The following is a 20,435-nucleotide window of genomic DNA, read 5'->3' as shown; positions in this document are numbered from 1 at the left end:
GAGCATAAACAATATGCAAGCATTAAAAACAAAATCGAACATCGGCGAAATGTTCAACATACAAGAAAAAGAAAATGGAGAAATCGCAATAAGTGCAAGAGAGTTATATAAAGCTTTGGAAGTTAAAAAGCGTTTTAGCGCTTGGGCAGAAATTAACTTGAAGCATTTCAAAGAAAATAGGGATTTTACAAGTGTACTTACAAGTACGGTTGTTAATAACGGAGCTGTAAGACAACTAGAAGATTATGCTTTAACACTTGATGTAGCTAAACATGTTGCGATGATGTCAGGTACAGAAAAAGGTTTTGATTTTAGAGAGTATTTCATCCAAGTAGAGAAAGCATGGAACAGTCCAGAAATGATTATGCAACGTGCTTTAAAAATTGCTAACAACACAATCAATCAATTAGAAACAAAGATTGAACGTGATAAACCAAAAATTGTATTTGCAGATGCAGTAGCTACTACTAAGACATCAATTTTAGTTGGAGAGTTAGCAAAGATCATTAAACAAAACGGTATAAACATCGGGCAACGCAGATTGTTTGAGTGGTTACGTCAAAACGGATTCCTTATTAAACGCAAGGGTGTGGATTATAACATGCCTACACAGTATTCAATGGAACGTGAGTTATTCGAAATTAAAGAAACATCAATCACACATTCGGACGGTCACACATCAATTAGTAAGACGCCAAAAGTAACAGGCAAAGGACAACAATACTTTGTTAATAAGTTTTTAGGAGAAAAACAAACATCTTAATAGGAGGAACGAACAATGCAAGCTCAAAACAAAAAAGTCATCTATTACTACTATGACGAAGAAGGTAATAGACGACCCGTTAATATTCAATACAACGATGGCTACGACTTAATGATAGACCCGCGTTTTATTGAAATGACGCTTGAAAGACATCCGCATTTAAAAAATAACTTTTATGGATTAATAGATGGAAAAGAATTTAAGTTAGATTAAATTTTTGGAAATGCAAAGGAGGCATAACAAATGTTACAAAAATTTAGAATCGCGAAAGAAAAAAATAAATTAAAACTCAAATTACTAAAGCATGCTAGTTACTGTTTAGAAAGAAGTAACAACCCTGAATTGTTGCGAGCAGTTGCAGAGTTGTTAAAGAAGGTTAACTAAATTAGGCCTTATTATTACTTTTTAGAATGTGAACAATAGGTCGATAAAAAACTTAATAAACAAACTATAGCAACTATCAATGAATTTTGAATATGTAAATCGTTCTCGTTTATATAGTTTGTTACAAAGATTTGAATGTCAGCACCTGCTGCAATGCCATTAGACCATCTTATTAACTTTTTGAAAGGATGTGGAAAATCATTTTCGATACGTTTGACAAATTCATCGTGTCTCTTGTAGGTACTTTGCTCATTTATTGGATAGGTCGAATTGATGGCTTCAGCCAAAGTAGAGATAGCAGTTGGATTGATATAAAAATCTCTAATGGTCTGTTGTGCTTGAAGTACAATCTCATCATCAAACCTATAGAGTTCCTTAAAAGATTTTATCGTTTCTTCAGAAAATAAATTTCTTTGAAATGTTAGAGATGAAAAAGAATTACGCAAATTAAAATTCATTTCAATTAAGTTGTTTAGATGAAAGTCTACTTTGAAGTCAGAAAATAAATTTATGTTGTTTCTATTAATTATATCTAATTGGTACTTAGGTTTTAAAGATTGTTTAATTGCCATACTTTTAGAAATTTCAACATTACTAATTACGTTATTAATAGAAAAACGAACATTTTTTAAAGGATCAATATACACCAATATCACCTCCTTTCACTAGGAGATAACAACATTATACACGAAAGGAAAGATAGAAATGCCACATATTTTAAACGTAACAGTTCCAATACCTGAAACACATGTACTTATCACAAAAGATGAATATGATGAGCTAATTGGTTATTCATTAGACCCTGTATGGAACATGAGTGACTTAAAGAAGAAATTAAAAATTGCATCTGATGAGACTATCAAGGACAGATTACTATTTCATCCTAGATTTGAAAAAGAACTAAGAGCGCAAGGAATTGTGCATTACCCTGATGAGAATTTTAATCGCTGGAGATTTAACGCAAGAAAGATGAATAAATTCGTCGATGAGCATTTCAATGAAATATATAAGGAGAGAATAAAATGAGCAACATTTATAAAAGCTACCTAGTAGCAGTACTGTGCTTTACAGTCTTAGCAATTGTACTTATGCCGTTTCTATACTTCACTACTGCATGGTCGATTGCGGGATTCGCAAGTATCGCAACATTCATATTTTATAAGGAATACTTTTATGAAGAATAAAAAAACTGTTACTCACGGCAATGAGTAACAGTCTAAACAATTAGAAAATTAATGCATATTCAATATAAAACGAAATAAAGGAAGTGTCAACAATGTACTACAAAATTGGCGATGTATGTCAAAAAGTAATTAATGTAGACGGATTCGATTTTAAATTAGCAGTTAAGAAACAAGATTACAGCATTCTAGTGAATGTCTTAGATTTAGAAGATAGATTTATCGACGGTATAAATATAACAGATGAGAATGATCTATACACAGCATTAGACATATTAAATCAATCTATTTATGAATGGATTGAAGAGAACACAGACGAAAGAGACAGGCTAATTAACTTAGTCATGAGATGGTAGGTATAAGCATGAGAGATACAGAAAGAAATATATTGAATATTTTTAAAACGTTATTCGACGAATATACTTTGTCAAACCAACGAGCATTATTGGAAATTGAACGTAATCATCACGGATACTTATCGATTAATTTCTTGCACTATCACGACAGTTACAAAACGAACAATAAGCTTGTACAGATACATGAAATCAATCCGGACAGCCACGAACGAATAAAAAATTTAATTATCGAGGTGTTAAGAGGTCACCGAAAGATTAAAAAAGGAGCATGATGATGGATATAAAAATAAATAAGCTAACAATATCAAACTTTGCTGGAATCAAAGAAGAAAGCTTTAACTTTGACGGTAAAGACACAAAAATATACGGCAATAATGCGACTGGTAAGACTACGACTGCAACCGCATTACAATGGCTGCTTTTCGATAAAGGTTTGGACGGATCAACCAAATCATTTAACCCTGTACCTTTAAACGAAAAAAACGAAGAAAATTATGAGTTAATTCCGACTGTTTTCGCAGAATTTGAAATCGACGGAAAAATAACGACTTTCAAAAAAGAGTCACATCCTAAATACACAATAAATCAAAAAACGAATCGCAAGGAATACTCACGAAGTCGAACGAAGAAACAATATATCAATGATGAATCAATAAAAGTAAAGGATTATAAAGCTCGTATTGATGAACTGATTGATGAAGATGTATTCAAGTTAATTACGAACCCTCAAGCATTTAACTTACTAGATTGGAAGAAGCGAAGAAGTTTGTTGTTTGAAATTGCTAAACCAATCAATGATGAGGATGTCATTAAAACAAATGATGATTTTAAAGAATTAAATAATATTCTTGGAGATCATGAAATTGAAACAAAGAAAAAGATTCTTACGGACAAGATAAAACAGATTAACAAAGATATCAAAGATATTCCGATACGTATTAACCAAACACAACAAAATAAGCAGGATGTACCTGAATTCGATAATGATAGATACGCAATTATCAAACAAGAAATTGAGCAACTTGAAAATGAGCGTATAGATATTCAAAACGGTGCAGAAGAAATTAATTTGCGTAATCAATTAGCTGATAAACAATCAGAATTGAAGCGCATTGAAGACAATAACAGCGCAAGTAATGAGAACAAAATCCATACTTTAACAAATGAGTTACACGTTGAAAATGGAACGGTTGCGAACCTTAAAACAAGATTAAAGCAAAACAAACAACAAATCGCACATGAAGAAAATAGACGTAATCAATTATTAGAAAATCATAAAGGATTAAAAAGTGATTTAGAAAAAGCTAAAAATCAAAAATTTGAATATCTTGATGACAATGTATGTAGTTGTTGTGGTCAACAGTTACCAGCTGAACAAGTGAATGAGGCAAGAGAAAAAGCATTGCAGAAATTCAATGCTAGCAAATCGAAAGAATTAGAAACAATACAAACATCTATCAATCACATTATTTCAGAAGGCAAGAAAATAAAGCCAATCATCGAGAAGTTAGAGGATGACAATAATAATCTTCAAATTAAAATCAACGAAGCAGAAGAGCGTTCAGCAAGAATACAAAACAAAATTAATAAGTTAAAAACGACTCACGTTGACGTTACACAAACTGACGAATACAAAGCAGTAATGTTAGAGATAAATGAAATTAATCAAAAACGCTCAAACATCAGGAAAACTATTCAAGATAAAGTTTCAGGAATAGATGACAAAATAAGCGAACTTACTCAAGAAAAATCAGAAATTGAAGTGTCAAGATCAATCGAAAAATCAAATAAACATCTAGATGATGTTATTTCTGAATTAAGAAATGAAGAAGACAGATTATTGGATGAAAAAGAAAAGTATTCACATAACCTTTATATCTTAAAAGAATTTACAACAACAAAAGTCAAAATGCTTACTGAAAATATCAATAACGAATTTGATATTGCTGAATTTAAGCTATTCAATACCTTAGTTAACGGCGAATTAGAAGAAACATGTTCAACAACGGTTAACGGCGTCGAATACGACAGCGGTTTAAATAACGCCTCAAGAATTAATGTTGGCTTAGATATCATCAATACACTGTCAAAACATTTTAAAGTTACAGCGCCAATATTTATTGATAATGCTGAATCAGTAACAGAGCTTATAAAAACAGAATCACAACAAATTCAATTGATAGTAAATGAACAAGATAAAAAATTAAGAATGGAGACTATATAAAATGACTGAAAATAATAAATTACAAACTATTGAACAACAATTAGTACAAGAAAAGAACGTATCTGACAACGTATTAAACAAAGTGAGAGTTTTAGAGTCACAAGGCAATTTGGAATTGCCAAATGATTATTCACCAAGTAATGCCATGAAACAAGCATGGTTACAAATCAGCCAAGATAACAAATTAATGAGTTGTAACGATACAAGCAAAGCAAATGCCTTATTAGACATGGTAACGCAAGGTTTAAATCCAGCTAAAAATCAATGCTACTTTATTCCTTACGGCAACAAAATGCAGTTACAACGTAGCTATCACGGTAATGTAATGATGTTAAAACGTGATGCAGGTGCTCAAGATGTTGTTGCTCAAGTGATTTATAAAGGCGATACATTCAAGCAAGAAATGGGAGAAACAGGACGTATCAAAGCGATTAAGCACGAACAAGACTTCTTTAACATCGACAAAGAAAACATTATCGGTGCGTACTGCACAATCGTATTTAATGATGGACGAGATAACTATATTGAAGTCATGACTATTGAACAAATTAAACAAGCATGGATGCAGTCATCAATGATTAAAGATGAAAAAGCATTACAAAATTCTAAAACACATAATAATTTCAAAGAAGAAATGGCTAAAAAAACAGTTATCAATAGAGCTGCTAAACGTTATATCAACACATCAACAGATAGCAATCTTTTCAAATACGCACAAGAATCCGAACAACGTCAACGCAAAGAAGTGTTGGACGCAGAAGTTGAAGAAAATGCAAATCAAGAACAATTGGACTTTGAACAACCAGTTCTTGAAGAAGCACAATACACAGAATTAGAAAATGATAAGCCTATTGATGTATCTGACTTTGAAGAAATAAAAGAACCTGCAACAGAAAAAGAAAGCGAAGAAGAGCCATTTTAATTGAAACAATAGCAACTGGTTCAAGTGGTAACTGCTACGTCTTAAATGATGGACGTACTACGTTACTACTTGAGGCAGGTATAAAATTTGAACGTGTTCAAAAGCATTTCAAATATAAAACAAGACATATAGCAGGGTGTCTTATCACACACGAACATGGTGATCATGCAAAGTATACAAAGCAGTTTGTCGACAATGGTGTAATCAGCTATATGACTGCTGGAACACAACAAGCTATGAATTTTGAAAGTCATCGCTTATGCACGATTAAGGCAAAGCAAGAGCTGCGAATAGGTACATGGTCAATTCTACCGTTTGACATCGAACATGATGCTAACGAGCCTGTGGCTTTCTTATTACAAAGCACACTAGGTTATAAGATCCTGTATGTTACTGATACGAAGTATCTGAAATACAAATTTAACGGCATTACACACATGATGTTAGAAGTTAATTATATCTATGAACAAATGCAAGAAAACATAAAAAACGGCAGTGTACACAGCGCATTAGCAAATAGAATTATGGAGTCTCATTTTAGCTTAGAACATGCTATAGGAATGTTGAAAGCAAATGATTTAACTAGACTCGAAGAAATACATTTAATTCATTTAAGTAGCCAAAATTCAAATGCAAAATACATTAAAAGAGAAATACAAAAAGTGACGGGCGTGCCCGTTTATGTTGGAGGTTTATAAATGCTAAACAGAACAATATTAGTTGGTCGTTTAACTAGAGACCCAGAATTAAGAACCACTCAAAGTGGTGTAAATGTAGCATCATTCACATTAGCAGTAAACCGCACATTTACGAATGCACAAGGAGAGCGCGAGGCAGACTTTATTAATATCATCGTATTTAAAAAACAAGCAGAGAACGTTAATAAATACCTATCTAAAGGATCGTTGGCGGGCGTAGATGGTAGGTTACAAACGCGGAACTATGAAAATAAGGAAGGTCAACGTGTATACGTTACGGAAGTTGTTGCCGATAGTATTCAATTTTTAGAACCGAAGAACACAGATGATAATCAACAAGATTTATACCAACAACAAGCGCAACAAACACGTGGACAATCGCAATATTCAAATAACAAACCAGTAAAAGATAATCCGTTTGCGAATGCAAATTGTCCGATTGAAATAGATGACAATGATTTACCATTCTAATTTAACCGGTTTGAAAGTGAGGTGTGTATATGACTGGTTGGATAAGTATTGATCGCTCAATTCAAAATCATTGGCTATTTAAAGAAAAGAGAACATTTTCAAAGTTTGAAGCATGGATATATTTACTCATGGAAGCGAATCATTCAAAGGCAAAAGTGCCTATTGGAAACCAAATTGTAACCGTAGAAAGAGGACAAAGATTAACATCGATTTTGACCTTGTCTGACCTTTTTAACTGGTCACGATTTAAAGTGAAAACCTTCCTTGACTTACTCGAGAGTGATGGAATGTTAGAAGTCAAAACAACATCAAAATATACCCTTATAACCATTGTCAATTATGACTTTTATCAAAGTGAGCAGGGAAGGAACCAACATCAAAACGACATCAAACCAACATCAAAACAACATCAGTCAAACATCAATCCAACATCAAAACAACATCAAACCAACACAAACAATAATGATAATAAAGATAATAATGAAAAGAATGTGAATAATGAGAAGAAGAAGGCAGCTGCCTTCGACTTCTTCCAAGATAACGGATTCGGTTTCATAACTCCATACAATTTAGACGATTTAAATTATTATCTTGATTCATTTGAAAATGATTCAGATGAAATAGTTACGGCATCACTTAAAATCGCTAAAGACAGAAACAAAGTTACTTGGGGATATGCTAAAAGCATTTTGAATACATGGCTTAATGCAAACTTGAAATCTATCGAACAAGTACGTGCATTTGAAAAGCAACAAATTGAAAGCAAAAAGCAAACATACAAACCTCATGTTAAACAATCAAAAGAAAAAACGCCTAAATGGCTCACAGACGGCACGAGAGAAACGAAAACGGCGGAAGTAGATGAAAACCTTGAGAAAGACAGAGAAGCTTTTATTAAGCGTCTAAATAGCAAATGGGAGTGATTGAAAATGGATGCATTTGATAAATACTATCTATTTGATCATGACGGCAACAAAATGTTTTCAGTTACACCACATTTTAAAGATGGTCGGCATTTAGTTGTTGGAATAAAAGAAACAAAATTTAATGGTCGTCGTTGGTATTTAGACGATTATGAATTAAATACACTTATTGATAATGAACAAATGGAGTTAGGACACCAAACAAACTTATTTGAATATATATGAGGGATTGCATGGAGATAGAAATTAAATTTAACGAAGTGTTTAATGCGCCGATGGGGTCGCCTCGACCGCGTTTTAGCACAAAAGGCAGATACGTACACACATACATGCCTACAAACTATACAAAACATAAAAAATATTTACAAAGTCAAATGCCAAGGCTAAATCTAGAAAATGCATTAAAAATCGAATTAGCGTTTTACTTTACTCCACCTGAATCATGGTCGAAGAAAAAGAAAGCTCAAGCGATTGGACAATTAAAAGTGACTAAGCCGGATATCGACAACTTAATTAAAACGGTATTAGATGCTTGTAATGGCCATGTATGGAAAGACGATAACCAAATTACAGAAATAACTAGCTCAAAGCGTTATGGAATTGAGCCCAAAATAATCATACGAATAGAAGAAATATAAGAGGTGGATAAAATGGCGAGAAAAGCAAGGATTGTAACAATAAATGATAAACCTTATAGGTTCAGTAAATTTGAAATGGAATTAATAGAAAGTCACGGTATAACCGCTGGAATGGTTTCTAAGAGAGTAAAAGACGGTTGGGAACTACATGAAGCAATGGACGCACCAGAAGGTACGCGTTTAAGCGAGTACAGAGAAAAGAAAACAATAGAAAGACTGGAACAAGCTAGACTCGAACGCAAATTGGAAAGAAAGCGAAAGAGAGGTACGAGGCGCAAGTTAAAAGAGGTGCAGTTATTAAAGTGGGTCAGTTGTTTGAAAATATAAGGGAGTGTGGGAAATGATTAAGCAAATACTAAGATTATTATTCCTACTAGCAATGTACGAGTTAGGTAAGTATGTAACTGAGCAAGTATATATTATGATGACGGCTAATGATGATGTAGAGGCGCCGAGTGATTACGTCTTTCGAGCGGAGGTGAGTGAATAATGAGAATATTTATTTATGATTTGATCGTTTTGCTGTTTGCTTTCTTAATATCCATATATATTATTGATGATGGAGTGATAATAAATGCATTAGGAATTTTTGGTATGTATAAAATTATAGATTCCTTTTCAGAAAATATTATAAAGAGGTAGATAAAAATGAACGAGCAAATAATAGGAAGCATATATACTTTAGCAGGAGGTGTTGTGCTTTATTCAGTTAAAGAGATTTTTAGGTATTTTACAGATTCTAACTTACAACGTAAAAAAATCAATTTAGAACAAATATATCCGATATATTTAGATTGTTTTAAAAAGGCTAAAAAGATGATTGGAGCTTATATTATTCCAACAGAACAGCATGAATTTTTAGATTTTTTTGATATTGAAGTCTTTAATAATTTAGATAAGCAAAGTAAAAAAGCGTATGAAAATGTTATTGGATTTAGACAAATGATTAATTTATCAAATAGAGTTAAGGCAATGGAAGATTTTAAGATGAGTTTCAACAATGAATTTAGTACAAATCAGATTTTTTTTAATCCTTCTTTTGTTATGGAAACAATTGCTATTATAAATGAATATCAAAAAGATATATCTTATTTAAAAAATATAATTAATAAAATGAATGAAAATAGAGCTTATAATCATATTGATAGTTTTATCACTTCAGAGTACCGACGAAAAATAAACGATTATAATCTTTATCTTGATAAATTTGAAGAACAGTTTAGTCAAAAGTTTAAAATAAACAGAACTTCGATAAAAGAAAGAATTATTATTAATTTAAACAAGAGGAGATTTAAATGATGTGGATTACTATGACTATTGTATTTGCTATATTGCTATTAGTTTGTATCAGTATTAATAGTGATCGTGCAAGGGAGATACAAGCGCTCAGATATATAAATGATTATCTACTTGATGAAGTAGTTAAAACTAAAGGATACAACGGGTTAAAAGAATACAGGATTGAATTAAAGCGAATGAATAACGATATTAAAAAGTAATTTATATTATCGGAGGTATTGCATGTATAACAGGAAAGAAATACGTGAAATGATAGATAACTACAAGTGGATGAAAAATATAATAGACAGTAAAGTCTACGATAACGAAAGTACATCAATTGCACAATACGGTTATCAATCTGCGATGCCAAAAGCTAAAGGCACGACTAGCAATAAAGTGTTAGTGAAAGTTATAAACAAAAACAAAGCGCTTAGAAAGTACGATTACTTGATTAATAAGATAGCGTTCATTGATGAATACGAAGAATACATCACGAATGAAAAAGATTATCATATTTTACAAATGTTAAAACAACGAGAAAGCCATAATAGGATTATGAGTATTCTTGATATAGGCAGAGACAATTTTTATTCTAGAGTAAAAGATATAGTAAATATACTTTATAACTTGCAACAAGAAACCGACACATCGTACACATCGGACAGTTCGGACACATCGTACAAATCGTACAAATCGTACACATCGGACTAATTTTGATGCTACATATTGTTTTTTATTATAATTGCTATGTAGCAAAACATTTATATTTATTTTGAACTCTCACATTAAGTGAGGGTTTTTATTTTTATAAACAAGAGGTGGAGAATGGAGATATCAAAGTACCAAGAGATAGCTACACGTACACACAATGATGAATTGAATTTAAATGAATCTATTACTTGTTACGGCTTAGGTTTAACTCAATCTACAGGCAATGTTACAGATCTAATTAAACAGCATATGTTTTGTAATGTACCGATAGATAAAGGAATTATGATAAATGAACTTAGCGAAGCATTGTGGAATATAGCTAATCTTACTAACGTGTTAGGTATTAACTTGGATGAGATAGCTGGTCATAGTGTTAACACTATCTTGATGAATAAACCTAATCAGACTATCAATTTAGACAATGGTATAAAACAAGGAGACAAAGTATTGTTTCAAGGTAGTAAATATCTTGTTGATGGATCGATAGGAAACTTATTGTTAATTAGCAATGATAAAGATGATAGACAAGTAACTGTGCAAGATGTTAAGAAAGTCGACAAGGAGTGATGTGCATTGTCTATTATGAAGCGATGTGGTCATCCAACATGTAATGTATTGATTAATCATAATGAAAGTTATTGTGATAAACACAAGCAATATGCAAATGAAAATTACAATGATTTGAGACGTCGAAACGATCCAGAGTATTTAAGATTTTATAAATCGAAAACGTGGCAAAACATGCGTCGAATTGTATTGTTAGAACATGATTTTATTTGTGTTTCTTGTGGCAATCAAGCGACTATGGTTGACCATATTGTACCAACAAAAATTGATTGGGCAAGAAGATTAGACAAAAGTAATTTACAGCCTTTGTGTGATGCTTGCCATAACCAAAAGACAAAAGAAGATTTGAAGAAATATTAAAAAAGATAAAAATAGGAAGTCCCCCAAAGATGAAACGGGCGTCAATGAAAGGTTCTGGAGAACGGAGCAGAGTTTTCTTCTCAAAAAATTCCCTTTATTTAAGTTTTTTTAGTAGGAGGTGCTAATTTATGGCGGGTAGACCTAAGAAGCTTTTGTCAAATTCGAACAAGAATTATACAAAAGAAGAAATTATTGAAAAAGAGCGTCAAGAAGCTCAATTAAATAAATTTTCTAAAATCGATACTGAACCACCGCACTTTTTAGATGAAATAGCGAAACAAGAATACTTAAGAATATTACCGCACATGCAAGAATTGCCAATTTCCAACTTAGATAAAGCACAATTAGCACAATATTGTAGTTTTTATAGTGACTTTGTTAAAGCAAGTTTGATTTTAGAGCGCGAAGACTTGATTTTAGAAGACGACAAAGGAAATCAAAAGGTTAATCCGGCGTTCAACATAAAGGAAAAAGCGGGTATTCGATTGCAACAAACAGCTAATACTTTAGGATTAACTATTGATAGCCGATTGCGTATTATGGTTCCTGATGAAAAAGAAGATGATGATCCATATATGGAATTTGTGAGTGATTAGTAATGACTGATTATGTTACTAAATACGCAAAAAAGGTAGTTTCAGGAGAAATTTTGGCAAGTTTGAAGAATATTCAAGTATGCAAACGTCACCTATCTTTTATGGAGAACCCGCCGAATGGTTGCCATTGGGATAATCATTTGTCTAACAAAGCAATTAAATTTGTGGAAATGCTTCCAGACCCTAAAACAAACCAGCCCATGCCTCTTATGGAGTTTCAGAAATTCATTGTTGGGAGCTTATACGGCTGGCGTAGAGGTCAATACAGAATGTTTACTAAAGCTTATATAAGTATGGCTAGAAAGCAAGGTAAGTCTCTAATCGTATCGGGAATGTCCGTTAACGAACTGTTGTTTGGACAATACCCTAAATTTAATAGACAAATTTATGTAGCTTCATCTACTTATAAGCAAGCGCAAACAATATTCAAGATGGCAAGCCAACAAGTAAACCTAATGCGAAGTAAAAGCAAGTTTATCCGTGAAAAAACAGACGTAAGAAAGACAGACATTGAAGATGTATTAAGTAGTTCAGTGTTTGCACCTCTTTCCAATAACCCAGATGCGGTTGATGGTAAAGATCCTACAGTTGCTATTTTGGACGAATTGGCAAGTATGCCTGATGATGAGATGTACTCAAGGTTTAAAACAGGTATGACATTACAAAAAAATCCTTTAACCCTACTTGTTTCAACGGCCGGAGACAATTTAAATAGTCAAATGTACCAAGAGTATAAGTATATTAAACGTATTTTAAATGAAGAAGTAAGAGCTGATAATTACTTTGTATATTGTGCTGAAATGGATTCACAAGAAGAAGTTCAAGATGAAACAAAGTGGATTAAAGCAATGCCGCTTTTAGAATCAAAAGAACATAGAAAAACTATACTTCAAAATGTAAAAGCTGATATACAAGACGAATTAGAAAAAGGGACATCGTATCATAAGATTTTGATTAAAAACTTCAATTTATGGCAAGCGCAAAGAGAAGATAGCTTGCTAGATATTTCAGATTGGGAACAAGTAATAACGCCTATGCCTAATATCAATGGTAAAGATGTGTATATAGGTGTCGACTTATCGAGATTGGATGACTTAACATCTGTAGGGTTTATTTTCCCTAACGACGATAAAAAAGTGTTTTTACATAGTCATTCTTTCATTGGATTAAGAACAAACTTAGAACAAAAATCTAAGAGAGACAAAATAAATTATGAATTAGCGATTGAACGTGGAGAAGCTGAGACTACACAATCAGATAGCGGCATGATTGATTATAAACAAGTTATCGATTTTATAGTGAAATTTATAACGACGCATGACCTGAATGTACAGGCTGTTTGCTATGACCCTTGGAATGCGCAAAGTTTTATAACAACAATCGAATCAATGGCTTTAGATTGGCCACTCATTGAAGTGGGACAAAGTTTTAAGGCGTTATCACAATCTATTAAAGAATTTAGAATGTGGGTTGCAGATGAAAGAATACAGCATAACGATAATATGTTACTTACAACATCAGTTAATAATGCCGTTTTGATTCGTGACGGAGAAGACAATGTGAAAATAAATAAAAAAATGAATCGTCAAAAAATAGATCCGATTATTTCGATTATCACAGCTTTCACTGAAGCTAGAATGCACGAATTCCAAGAAAATTGGACGGAGAAATATGAAAGCGAAGAATTCGGATTTTAAAGGTGGTGACAAAATGGACTTGAATAAAATAAATGTCTTTTTTAATTTCTTGGTTGCTAATTTGGTTAGCATCCTTTTTTTATTAGGTTTGTTTGTGGTTAATGTTTCTATGTATAAAGCATTCGGTCAAAATATAGGACTTTTATGCATTGGTATAACACTGATTGTTATTTCGTTGATTTTAAATCATGAAAGCAATCAAGAAAGGAGTTAGTAGTTGTGGGGATTTTTTATAAAAATGAAAAACGAGACTTGCAATACAACGAAGATGATTTGCAAATGATGGTTCAAACTTTGCCAGGTTTTCAAGGAACAAAATTACGACAATATAAAGATATAGAAGCAATTAGGCATAGCGACATCTTTACTGCAGTTATGATGATTGCTTCTGATTTGGCGCGCATGCCAATTAGGGTGACAGTGAACGGCCAAATTAATTATAGTGACAGGATTGTTAATTTGTTAAATACACGTCCTAACCCAATGTATAACGGCTATATATTCAAATTAGTAGTGTTTGTTAGTGCCTTACTAACATCGCACGGCTATATTGAAATTACACGTGATAAAACAGGAGAACCTATGAATTTAACGTTCAGAAAGACATCCGAAATAGAATTGAAATCAGACGCAAGAGGTCGACTGTATTATTTTCATCAAAGGATAGACAGTAACGGAAATAATATAGAACGTAATGTTAAGTTTGAGGATATGCTAGACATCAAATTTTATTCGTTGGATGGTATAAATGGTTTGTCACTGTTAGACACATTAAGTCGCACGATAGAATCAGATAACAATGGAAAAGATTTCCTTAATAATTTCTTGCGAAATGGCACACATGCTGGTGGTATTTTGAAAATGAAAGGTGTATTAGATAATAAAAAAGCAAGAGACCGTGCCAGAGAAGAATTTCACAAAAGTTTTAGTGGAACTAAACAAGCTGGGAAAGTTGTCGTACTCGATGAATCAATGACGTTTGATCAATTAGAAGTTGATACAGAAGTTTTAAAGCTTATCAGAGAAAACAAATCATCAACAAGAGAAATAGCAGGTGTATTTGGTATTCCATTGCATAAGTTCGGCATAGAAACAGCGAACATGAGTATCACGGATGCTAATTTAGATTACTTATCAACTTTAAAACCTTATATTACATGCGTTTGTGCAGAATTGAATTTTAAGTTTAATGATGAATATGTGAATCGTGAATTTAAATTTGATACCACTGAAATACGAGTTGTTGATGAAAAAACACAAGCTGAAATTGACAAAATTAACATTGATTCTGGAAAGATGAATATCGATGAAATTAGACAACGTGATGGATTAGCGCCAATACCAGGCGGTAATGGTAGCATTCACAGAGTCGATTTAAACCATGTAAATATTGAACTTGTAGATGAGTATCAGATGAATAAATCGAGAGCTACTGATAAAAAATTGAAAGGTGGTGAGGAAAATGAGTAAGGAAACGAGAGTTGGCAACATTATTGAGGTACGCTCAAATGATAACAACGAAATGGTCATAGAGGGGTATGCGTTAAAGTTTGACACTTGGTCTGAAAATCTTGGTGGATTCAAAGAAACGATTTCACGTCGCGCTTTAGAAAACACTGATTTATCTGATGTACGTTGTTTAGTAGATCATATCCCATCGCAAATAATTGGTAGGACAAAATCGGGTACTTTGGAGCTCGAAACTGATGATGTTGGACTTAAATATCGTTGTAAGTTACCAAACACAACATTTGCACGTGATTTATATGAGAACATGCGTGTAGGCAACATCAATCAATGTTCGTTTGGTTTTATGCTTGACGATAAAGGCGATGCAGTGCGTTTTGATGAACAAGAAAACATTTACAAACGTACTTTAACAGCAATTCGTGAACTTACAGATGTTTCTGTAGTGACTTATCCGGCTTACAAAGACACTGATGTTAAACCAGCATTACGTAGTATTGAAACCGTTAAAAAAGAACAACGTAAAAAAGAATTAGAAATAAGACTAAAGAAACACTCTATATTAAATAATATTTGGTGAAGTTGAACACCATTATCAAATACAGCCATTGGACATGCTGAATATAGCGATGTCTATTTTTTTATGCCAATTTTAGGAGGAAATTAAATGAAAACAAAAGAAGAGTTACAATCTGAGATTTCAGACATTAAAAGACAAATTGATTTAAAGGTGAAGTATGCAACGAGAGCACTTAATAACGATGAGTTAGAAAAAGCAGAAAAATTAGAACAAGAAATTACTGATTTACGTTCTCAAATCCAAGAAAAACAAGAAGAATTAGATAAGCTAAAAGAAAAAGATGGAACTTCAGAAAACAATCAACAATCAGTGGAAGTAAACGAAGCACGTACTTATCGAAACCAAGCAAACATTAATGATTTAGGTATTTCGATTCAAAACACAAAGGTAACATCACAAGAAGTTAGAGATTTTACTGAATATCTTGAAACACGCAATGATATTCAAGGTGGTTCGTTAAAAACAGACTCAGGATTTGTAGTTATTCCAGAGGAAATTGTTACAGATATTTTAAAATTAAAAGAGGTTGAGTTTAATCTTGATAAGTATGTGACGGTCAAACGTGTTACAAATGGTTCTGGTAAATATCCGGTAGTACGACAATCAGAAGTTGCAGCCCTTGAAAAAGTTGAAGAATTAGAAGAAAACCCTGAATTAGCAGTTAAACCATTCTTCCAATTAGCATATGACATTAATACACACCGTGGTTACTTCCGAATTTCACGTGAAGCAATCGAAGATGCAAAAGTGAATGTTTTGCAAGAATTGAAACTATGGATGGCGCGAACTATTGCAGCAACACGAAACAAAGCAATTATTGATGTTATCACTAAAGGATCAACGGGTTCTACAAGTTCAGGTTTTGAAAAAGAAGGTAAGAAATTAGAAGTTAAAAAAGCAAAATCTTTAGATGATATTAAAGATGCTATTAACCTGAATGTTAAGCCAAATTACGAACATAATGTTGCGATTGTTTCGCAAACTATGTTTGCAAAATTAGACAAAATGAAAGATAAGCTAGGAAACTATTTAATCCAGCCAGATGTTAAAGAAAAAACGCAACAGCGTTTATTAGGAGCTAAAATCGAAATTTTACCTGATGAAGTACTAGGGCAAAAAGGTAATAACACTTTGATTATCGGTAACTTAAAAGATGCGATTGTTTTATTTGACCGCTCTCAATACCAAGCATCATGGACTGACTACATGCATTTCGGAGAATGTTTAATGATTGCTGTACGTCAAGACTGTAGAATTCTAGATTATAAATCAGCAATTGTGATTGAATATGATGATAGTGAACGCGGTGAAGGCGATCTTGGCTTAGAAGCATAATAAGCGCTCGATACTTTATAAAGAGGTGATAAACTATGGCAATGTATGAAGTGAAGAAATCTTATACTGACTTGGAAAAAGGCCAGTATTTAAAGTCAGGTAAACGTGTTGAAATGACAGTAAAACGTGCTGAATATGTTAACAAAAAGCTGAAAGAGCATGGAGTAATACTTGAAAGAGTAAAAGAAGAATAGGTGATTGAATGCAATTAACAGCTGAGGAACTTAAGTTATTAAAAAAGCATTGCAAAATAGATCACAATTCAGAGGACGACTTATTAGAAATATATTACTCTTGGGCATTCCATGAAATAGCTAGCGCTGTTACGGATGAACCAAGTAAATATATTGATTGGTTTAAAAGTCATCCTCTATTTGCTCGTGCTATATACCCTTTAGCAAGTTACTATTTTGAAAACCGTATTGCTTATTTGGATAGGGATTTATCGCTTGCGCCACATATGGTTTTAAGTACGGTGCATAAATTGAGAGGTTCATTTGAGCAATTTTTGGAGAGTGAAAATGATGAAATTTAATTCCAATAAATTAAATGAACGTATAGATTTTTGTGAAGATGTAAGCGAGAGAGTGAACGGAAATCCGATGAAACCGAAGACGAAAATATTATACTCTTGTTTCGCTTGCATTCAAGAATCTAAAGAATCCGACACTCAAACGAATCTCAATACAGGTAGCAAATTCATTAAAACTATTATTATCAGAGATACACGAGGTGATTATAAACCAACAAATAAGCATTACGTCTTGCATGAAGGGCAAAGATTTAACATCAAATATGTAAAGCCAGATTATCAAGATAAATCTTATTTGCGTATCTATGGCGAGGTGGTCATTTAATGGGGGCAAGAATTGAAAGTAATAACATCGAACAAGGTTTGAAAAATGCAGTTTTAAAAATGAATTTAAATAGTAATGTAATTGTCAAAGCTGGGGCTATGTCATTAGTCCCGCTTTTAAAAAGTAATACACCTTTTGCGAATACTAAAAAGCATGCTCGCGATCACATAGCTGTTTCTAATGTGAAAACAGACAGACACACAAGTGAGAAAATCGTTACAATTGGTTACGCTAAAGGCGTCTCACATCGTATTCATGCAACAGAATTTGGAACAATGTACCAAAAACCACAATTGTTTATAACAAAAACAGAAAAGCAAGGGAAAAACAAAGTTTTAAAAACAATGCTTGATACTGCTAAGAGGTTGCAAAAATGATTAATGTTACCAAATTAATTAGAAACGCTATTATTGCAAATAACATTACAGATGAAGTGAATGTGTTTAACTACACTATAGATGACCATTTTCACGAAAAAACTGACAAGCCTATTATTCGCATATATCCCTTACCGTTCAATCCTGACACATACGCTGATGATAACGAGATTTCAAGAGAATACCATTACCAAATTGATGTTTGGTGGTCTCAAGATGAACCGAACGAGCAAGTAGAAAAAATTGTTGAGTTACTCAAAGTGATAAATTTTCAATGTTATTACAGAGAACCGTTATACGAGAGTGACGTCATGTCATTCAGACATATTATAAGAGCAAAAGGCTCGATTTTATCAATGAAATTGGAGGAAAATTAAATGATTGAAAAATTGAAACAAGCACCAAGATTTTTAAAATTAAACTTACAACATTTTGCAGATACAGGAGTTTCGGGTATCGCAATTGGGGTATCAAACTTTTATTATGCACCTATTTTAAAAGATACAGAAAATGAATGGGAAACTGGAGCTGGCACACGTATTCGTTTCTTAAAAGAAATTGAAGTAGACCGTCCACAAGATACCGAGGAAGATTATGGGGATGATATGGTCGCAGCAACTGCTGTATCTAATGGTAAACTAAGTGTTAAGACAACATTTGTTACTGTTCCTGCTGACGATAAGGCGTTCTTGAATGGCGCTAAAAAAGGTGTAGGTGGTTATAAATATGGAGCTAAGGATATCCCGCCAGATGTAGCGATTGTATTTGAAAGACGTAATCATGATGAGTCTTCAGAATGGGTTGGCTTGTTCAAAGGTAAATTCACTCGTTCAAGCATCAAAGGGCAAACAAAACAAGATAAAGTTGAATTCCAGAATGACGACGTAGAAGGCAATTTTATTGATCGTTTGTTTGATGAGAGCTCGCATGTTACTGGCTATGATAAAAAAGGAAGCACTACAGGGCGCGATTATGTATTCATGGAAACATTTGGTAAAACTTATGATGAATTCATGTCTAGTCGAGGAGAACAAAATATGGAACCTGTAGAAAAAGAAATGAAAAAAACAGAAAAAGTTGAAGTCACTTCTGTAAACGTCACTGATGAACAAGTTACAGTTAAAGTTGATGCTACTAAACAACTATCAGCCACAACCGAACCATCTGGACAGAAAGTAACTTATGCAGTGACTGAGGGGCAAACGTATGCTAGCGTAACATCAACTGGCCTCGTTAAAGGTTTGGCGGAAGGTAATGCGACCGTTACAGCGACTGCAGGAAAGCAAACTGATACTGTGCAAATTACAGTACAATCTAATTTAGAAATGTAAGTTTTGAGGGCTTAACGCCCTCTTTTTATTTTGGCCAAATTAAAAAGAAAGTAGGAATTTAATAATGGAACGTACATCAATTGAATTAATTACAGGATTTACAAAAACAGGAAAGCCGCAATATCAAAAGTATTTAGCGAAGCCGATTATTACTTTGTTTGAAACAATTCAAGGTTCAAAATTAGGTTTGAAACTTAACAAAGCCTTTAAGGGGGCTGATTTTAAAGATCTAACAGAAGAAGAATTTAATAACTTAAGTGTGACAGAACAGGAAGAATACAAAAACAAGCAAGAAGAATACGAAAACAACATGGCTGTACAAATGGAAGTATTAGAAGAAGTTTTGGATTTCATCGTTGAAGCTTTTGATAATCAATTTACCAGTATAGAACTTCAAAAAGGATTACCAAATGGTCAAGAAGGTATTGAAAAGATTGGACAGTTAATTGGACGAATTACAGGTGGGGAACCTAGCGATACAAAAAAGTTCGTGACAGAGAATCAGAAATAAGAAAAGAAGATTTAACACCTGAAGCTGTCTACAACAATTACAGGAAAATAGCTAAAGATTTGATAGAAAAAGGCATGGATGCAGAAAAAGTGGCTAACATGCCGATACACTTCTTTTTAGACATTGTCGAATCGAAGATTGAAACAAAGCGAACTGCGAAAAGTTTTAAAGATATTTTTTAATCAGCCTTTAAAGGTTGATTTTT

Annotated in this window: 35 protein-coding genes and 1 pseudogene; 35 read left to right on the top strand and 1 reads right to left on the bottom strand. The window is 32.9% G+C overall.

All coding sequences use genetic code 11. The features are described from left to right. The first annotated feature begins 13 nt into the window (after positions 1-13). From IDG66_RS02870 to IDG66_RS02860, 3 genes are read left to right on the top strand one after another with little or no spacing between them, the layout of a single operon-like run. A complete protein-coding gene (locus IDG66_RS02870) occupies positions 14-763 on the top strand; it encodes a phage antirepressor KilAC domain-containing protein (RefSeq protein WP_001148337.1) in 750 nt (249 codons plus the stop codon). Positions 764-778: 15 nt separating this feature from the next. Then, positions 779-976, top strand: a complete 198-nt coding sequence (locus IDG66_RS02865; protein WP_001148861.1) for a hypothetical protein — start codon at positions 779-781, stop codon at positions 974-976. Positions 977-1,006: 30 nt separating this feature from the next. Next, positions 1,007-1,147, top strand: coding sequence for a hypothetical protein (locus tag IDG66_RS02860; RefSeq protein WP_000939496.1), 141 nt, complete (start codon positions 1,007-1,009; stop codon positions 1,145-1,147). A 14-nt stretch (positions 1,148-1,161) separates the two neighbouring features. On the opposite strand, the gene IDG66_RS02855 is transcribed toward IDG66_RS02860, so the two are convergent. Further along, positions 1,162-1,794: a hypothetical protein gene (locus IDG66_RS02855; RefSeq protein ID WP_000275058.1), complete on the bottom strand. Its 633-nt coding sequence runs from the start codon at positions 1,792-1,794 to the stop codon at positions 1,162-1,164. A gap of 58 nt (positions 1,795-1,852) precedes the next feature. Here IDG66_RS02855 and IDG66_RS02850 point away from each other — a divergent pair, with 58 nt between their 5' ends. The 32 genes and pseudogenes from IDG66_RS02850 to gpGT all read left to right on the top strand — a co-directional run bounded on the left by IDG66_RS02850 (position 1,853) and on the right by gpGT (position 20,412). After that, positions 1,853-2,173, top strand: a complete 321-nt coding sequence (locus IDG66_RS02850) for a DUF771 domain-containing protein (RefSeq protein ID WP_001120197.1) — start codon at positions 1,853-1,855, stop codon at positions 2,171-2,173. Further along, positions 2,170-2,331, top strand: coding sequence for a DUF1270 domain-containing protein (locus IDG66_RS02845; RefSeq protein WP_000066020.1), 162 nt, complete (start codon positions 2,170-2,172; stop codon positions 2,329-2,331). The genes IDG66_RS02850 and IDG66_RS02845 overlap by 4 nt, the downstream gene beginning before the upstream one ends. A gap of 92 nt (positions 2,332-2,423) precedes the next feature. Continuing rightward, positions 2,424-2,684, top strand: coding sequence for a DUF1108 family protein (locus IDG66_RS02840; protein WP_000291488.1), 261 nt, complete (start codon positions 2,424-2,426; stop codon positions 2,682-2,684). Between the two features lie 8 nt (positions 2,685-2,692). Next, complete coding sequence (locus IDG66_RS02835; RefSeq protein ID WP_001205732.1) at positions 2,693-2,956, top strand: hypothetical protein; 264 nt, start codon at positions 2,693-2,695, stop codon at positions 2,954-2,956. Further along, a complete protein-coding gene (locus tag IDG66_RS02830; RefSeq protein ID WP_047211354.1) occupies positions 2,953-4,908 on the top strand; it encodes a coiled-coil domain-containing protein in 1,956 nt (651 codons plus the stop codon). Before IDG66_RS02835 ends, IDG66_RS02830 begins: the two co-directional genes overlap by 4 nt. Before the next feature lies 1 nt (position 4,909). After that, on the top strand, positions 4,910-5,830 hold the full coding sequence (locus tag IDG66_RS02825; RefSeq protein ID WP_000138475.1) for a recombinase RecT: 921 nt from the start codon (positions 4,910-4,912) through the stop codon (positions 5,828-5,830). Positions 5,831-5,910: 80 nt separating this feature from the next. After that, complete coding sequence (locus tag IDG66_RS02820; RefSeq protein ID WP_072353921.1) at positions 5,911-6,528, top strand: MBL fold metallo-hydrolase; 618 nt, start codon at positions 5,911-5,913, stop codon at positions 6,526-6,528. Beyond that, positions 6,529-6,999 (top strand): single-stranded DNA-binding protein, encoded by a 471-nt coding sequence (gene ssb, locus IDG66_RS02815; RefSeq protein ID WP_000934765.1) that lies wholly within the window; start codon positions 6,529-6,531, stop codon positions 6,997-6,999. Between the two features lie 29 nt (positions 7,000-7,028). Further along, positions 7,029-7,922 carry a DnaD domain-containing protein gene (locus tag IDG66_RS02810; protein ID WP_000148328.1) on the top strand — a complete coding sequence of 298 codons (894 nt, stop codon included), beginning with the start codon at positions 7,029-7,031 and terminating at the stop codon, positions 7,920-7,922. 6 nt (positions 7,923-7,928) lie between these two features. Next, complete coding sequence (locus IDG66_RS02805; protein ID WP_000338527.1) at positions 7,929-8,147, top strand: hypothetical protein; 219 nt, start codon at positions 7,929-7,931, stop codon at positions 8,145-8,147. Between the two features lie 8 nt (positions 8,148-8,155). Beyond that, the gene (locus IDG66_RS02800; RefSeq protein ID WP_000401978.1) at positions 8,156-8,560 is read left to right on the top strand and encodes a RusA family crossover junction endodeoxyribonuclease; all 405 of its coding nucleotides are present in this window, start codon (positions 8,156-8,158) and stop codon (positions 8,558-8,560) included. 12 nt (positions 8,561-8,572) lie between these two features. Next, a pseudogene (locus tag IDG66_RS02795) lies at positions 8,573-8,857 on the top strand (SA1788 family PVL leukocidin-associated protein); the annotation flags it as partial. Between the two features lie 43 nt (positions 8,858-8,900). Beyond that, entirely contained in the window at positions 8,901-9,050 is a 150-nt protein-coding gene (gene rinB, locus IDG66_RS02785) for a transcriptional activator RinB (RefSeq protein ID WP_000595265.1), read from the top strand. A gap of 158 nt (positions 9,051-9,208) precedes the next feature. Then, complete coding sequence (locus tag IDG66_RS02780; RefSeq protein WP_001005262.1) at positions 9,209-9,859, top strand: hypothetical protein; 651 nt, start codon at positions 9,209-9,211, stop codon at positions 9,857-9,859. Continuing rightward, positions 9,859-10,059, top strand: a complete 201-nt coding sequence (locus IDG66_RS02775; RefSeq protein ID WP_001570807.1) for a DUF1514 family protein — start codon at positions 9,859-9,861, stop codon at positions 10,057-10,059. The genes IDG66_RS02780 and IDG66_RS02775 overlap by 1 nt, the downstream gene beginning before the upstream one ends. Positions 10,060-10,081: 22 nt before the next feature. Continuing rightward, on the top strand, positions 10,082-10,552 hold the full coding sequence (locus IDG66_RS02770) for a hypothetical protein (RefSeq protein ID WP_000282755.1): 471 nt from the start codon (positions 10,082-10,084) through the stop codon (positions 10,550-10,552). Positions 10,553-10,666: 114 nt separating this feature from the next. Further along, positions 10,667-11,119, top strand: coding sequence for a nucleoside triphosphate pyrophosphohydrolase family protein (locus IDG66_RS02765; RefSeq protein WP_000406191.1), 453 nt, complete (start codon positions 10,667-10,669; stop codon positions 11,117-11,119). 15 nt (positions 11,120-11,134) lie between these two features. Further along, positions 11,135-11,479, top strand: coding sequence for an HNH endonuclease (locus IDG66_RS02760; RefSeq protein WP_000817289.1), 345 nt, complete (start codon positions 11,135-11,137; stop codon positions 11,477-11,479). Positions 11,480-11,607: 128 nt separating this feature from the next. Further along, positions 11,608-12,075, top strand: a complete 468-nt coding sequence (locus IDG66_RS02755; RefSeq protein ID WP_000919026.1) for a phage terminase small subunit P27 family — start codon at positions 11,608-11,610, stop codon at positions 12,073-12,075. Positions 12,076-12,077: 2 nt separating this feature from the next. Continuing rightward, entirely contained in the window at positions 12,078-13,772 is a 1,695-nt protein-coding gene (locus IDG66_RS02750) for a terminase large subunit (RefSeq protein ID WP_000133304.1), read from the top strand. Positions 13,773-13,785: 13 nt separating this feature from the next. After that, positions 13,786-13,986, top strand: coding sequence for a hypothetical protein (locus tag IDG66_RS02745; RefSeq protein ID WP_000365299.1), 201 nt, complete (start codon positions 13,786-13,788; stop codon positions 13,984-13,986). Positions 13,987-13,991: 5 nt separating this feature from the next. Then, positions 13,992-15,242: a phage portal protein gene (locus tag IDG66_RS02740; RefSeq protein ID WP_000511067.1), complete on the top strand. Its 1,251-nt coding sequence runs from the start codon at positions 13,992-13,994 to the stop codon at positions 15,240-15,242. Beyond that, positions 15,235-15,819: an HK97 family phage prohead protease gene (locus IDG66_RS02735; RefSeq protein ID WP_103143666.1), complete on the top strand. Its 585-nt coding sequence runs from the start codon at positions 15,235-15,237 to the stop codon at positions 15,817-15,819. The genes IDG66_RS02740 and IDG66_RS02735 overlap by 8 nt, the downstream gene beginning before the upstream one ends. An 87-nt stretch (positions 15,820-15,906) precedes the next feature. Then, complete coding sequence (locus IDG66_RS02730; RefSeq protein WP_000849950.1) at positions 15,907-17,154, top strand: phage major capsid protein; 1,248 nt, start codon at positions 15,907-15,909, stop codon at positions 17,152-17,154. Positions 17,155-17,189: 35 nt separating this feature from the next. Continuing rightward, positions 17,190-17,348: a hypothetical protein gene (locus IDG66_RS02725; protein ID WP_001252099.1), complete on the top strand. Its 159-nt coding sequence runs from the start codon at positions 17,190-17,192 to the stop codon at positions 17,346-17,348. Positions 17,349-17,356: 8 nt separating this feature from the next. Further along, positions 17,357-17,689 carry a head-tail connector protein gene (locus IDG66_RS02720; RefSeq protein ID WP_001177483.1) on the top strand — a complete coding sequence of 111 codons (333 nt, stop codon included), beginning with the start codon at positions 17,357-17,359 and terminating at the stop codon, positions 17,687-17,689. Next, positions 17,676-18,011 (top strand): phage head completion protein, encoded by a 336-nt coding sequence (locus tag IDG66_RS02715; RefSeq protein ID WP_000975314.1) that lies wholly within the window; start codon positions 17,676-17,678, stop codon positions 18,009-18,011. The genes IDG66_RS02720 and IDG66_RS02715 overlap by 14 nt, the downstream gene beginning before the upstream one ends. Next, positions 18,011-18,388 (top strand): HK97-gp10 family putative phage morphogenesis protein, encoded by a 378-nt coding sequence (locus tag IDG66_RS02710; RefSeq protein ID WP_000501244.1) that lies wholly within the window; start codon positions 18,011-18,013, stop codon positions 18,386-18,388. Before IDG66_RS02715 ends, IDG66_RS02710 begins: the two co-directional genes overlap by 1 nt. Then, on the top strand, positions 18,385-18,765 hold the full coding sequence (locus tag IDG66_RS02705; RefSeq protein WP_000611454.1) for a hypothetical protein: 381 nt from the start codon (positions 18,385-18,387) through the stop codon (positions 18,763-18,765). Before IDG66_RS02710 ends, IDG66_RS02705 begins: the two co-directional genes overlap by 4 nt. After that, positions 18,766-19,719 (top strand): major tail protein, encoded by a 954-nt coding sequence (locus IDG66_RS02700; RefSeq protein ID WP_000570652.1) that lies wholly within the window; start codon positions 18,766-18,768, stop codon positions 19,717-19,719. It begins immediately after the preceding gene. A gap of 64 nt (positions 19,720-19,783) precedes the next feature. Next, complete coding sequence (gpG, locus tag IDG66_RS02695; protein ID WP_000442601.1) at positions 19,784-20,230, top strand: phage tail assembly chaperone G; 447 nt, start codon at positions 19,784-19,786, stop codon at positions 20,228-20,230. 59 nt (positions 20,231-20,289) lie between these two features. Next, positions 20,290-20,412, top strand: a complete 123-nt coding sequence (gpGT, locus tag IDG66_RS02690) for a phage tail assembly chaperone GT (RefSeq protein WP_000570353.1) — start codon at positions 20,290-20,292, stop codon at positions 20,410-20,412. Positions 20,413-20,435: the final 23 nt, after the last annotated feature.

The organism is Staphylococcus sp. EG-SA-18 (assembly GCF_017151825.1).
In the GTDB taxonomy this organism is placed as follows: domain Bacteria; phylum Bacillota; class Bacilli; order Staphylococcales; family Staphylococcaceae; genus Staphylococcus; species Staphylococcus aureus.
The sequence above is the reverse complement of the archived record's forward strand: the minus strand, read 5'-3'. Positions and strand labels throughout refer to the sequence as shown.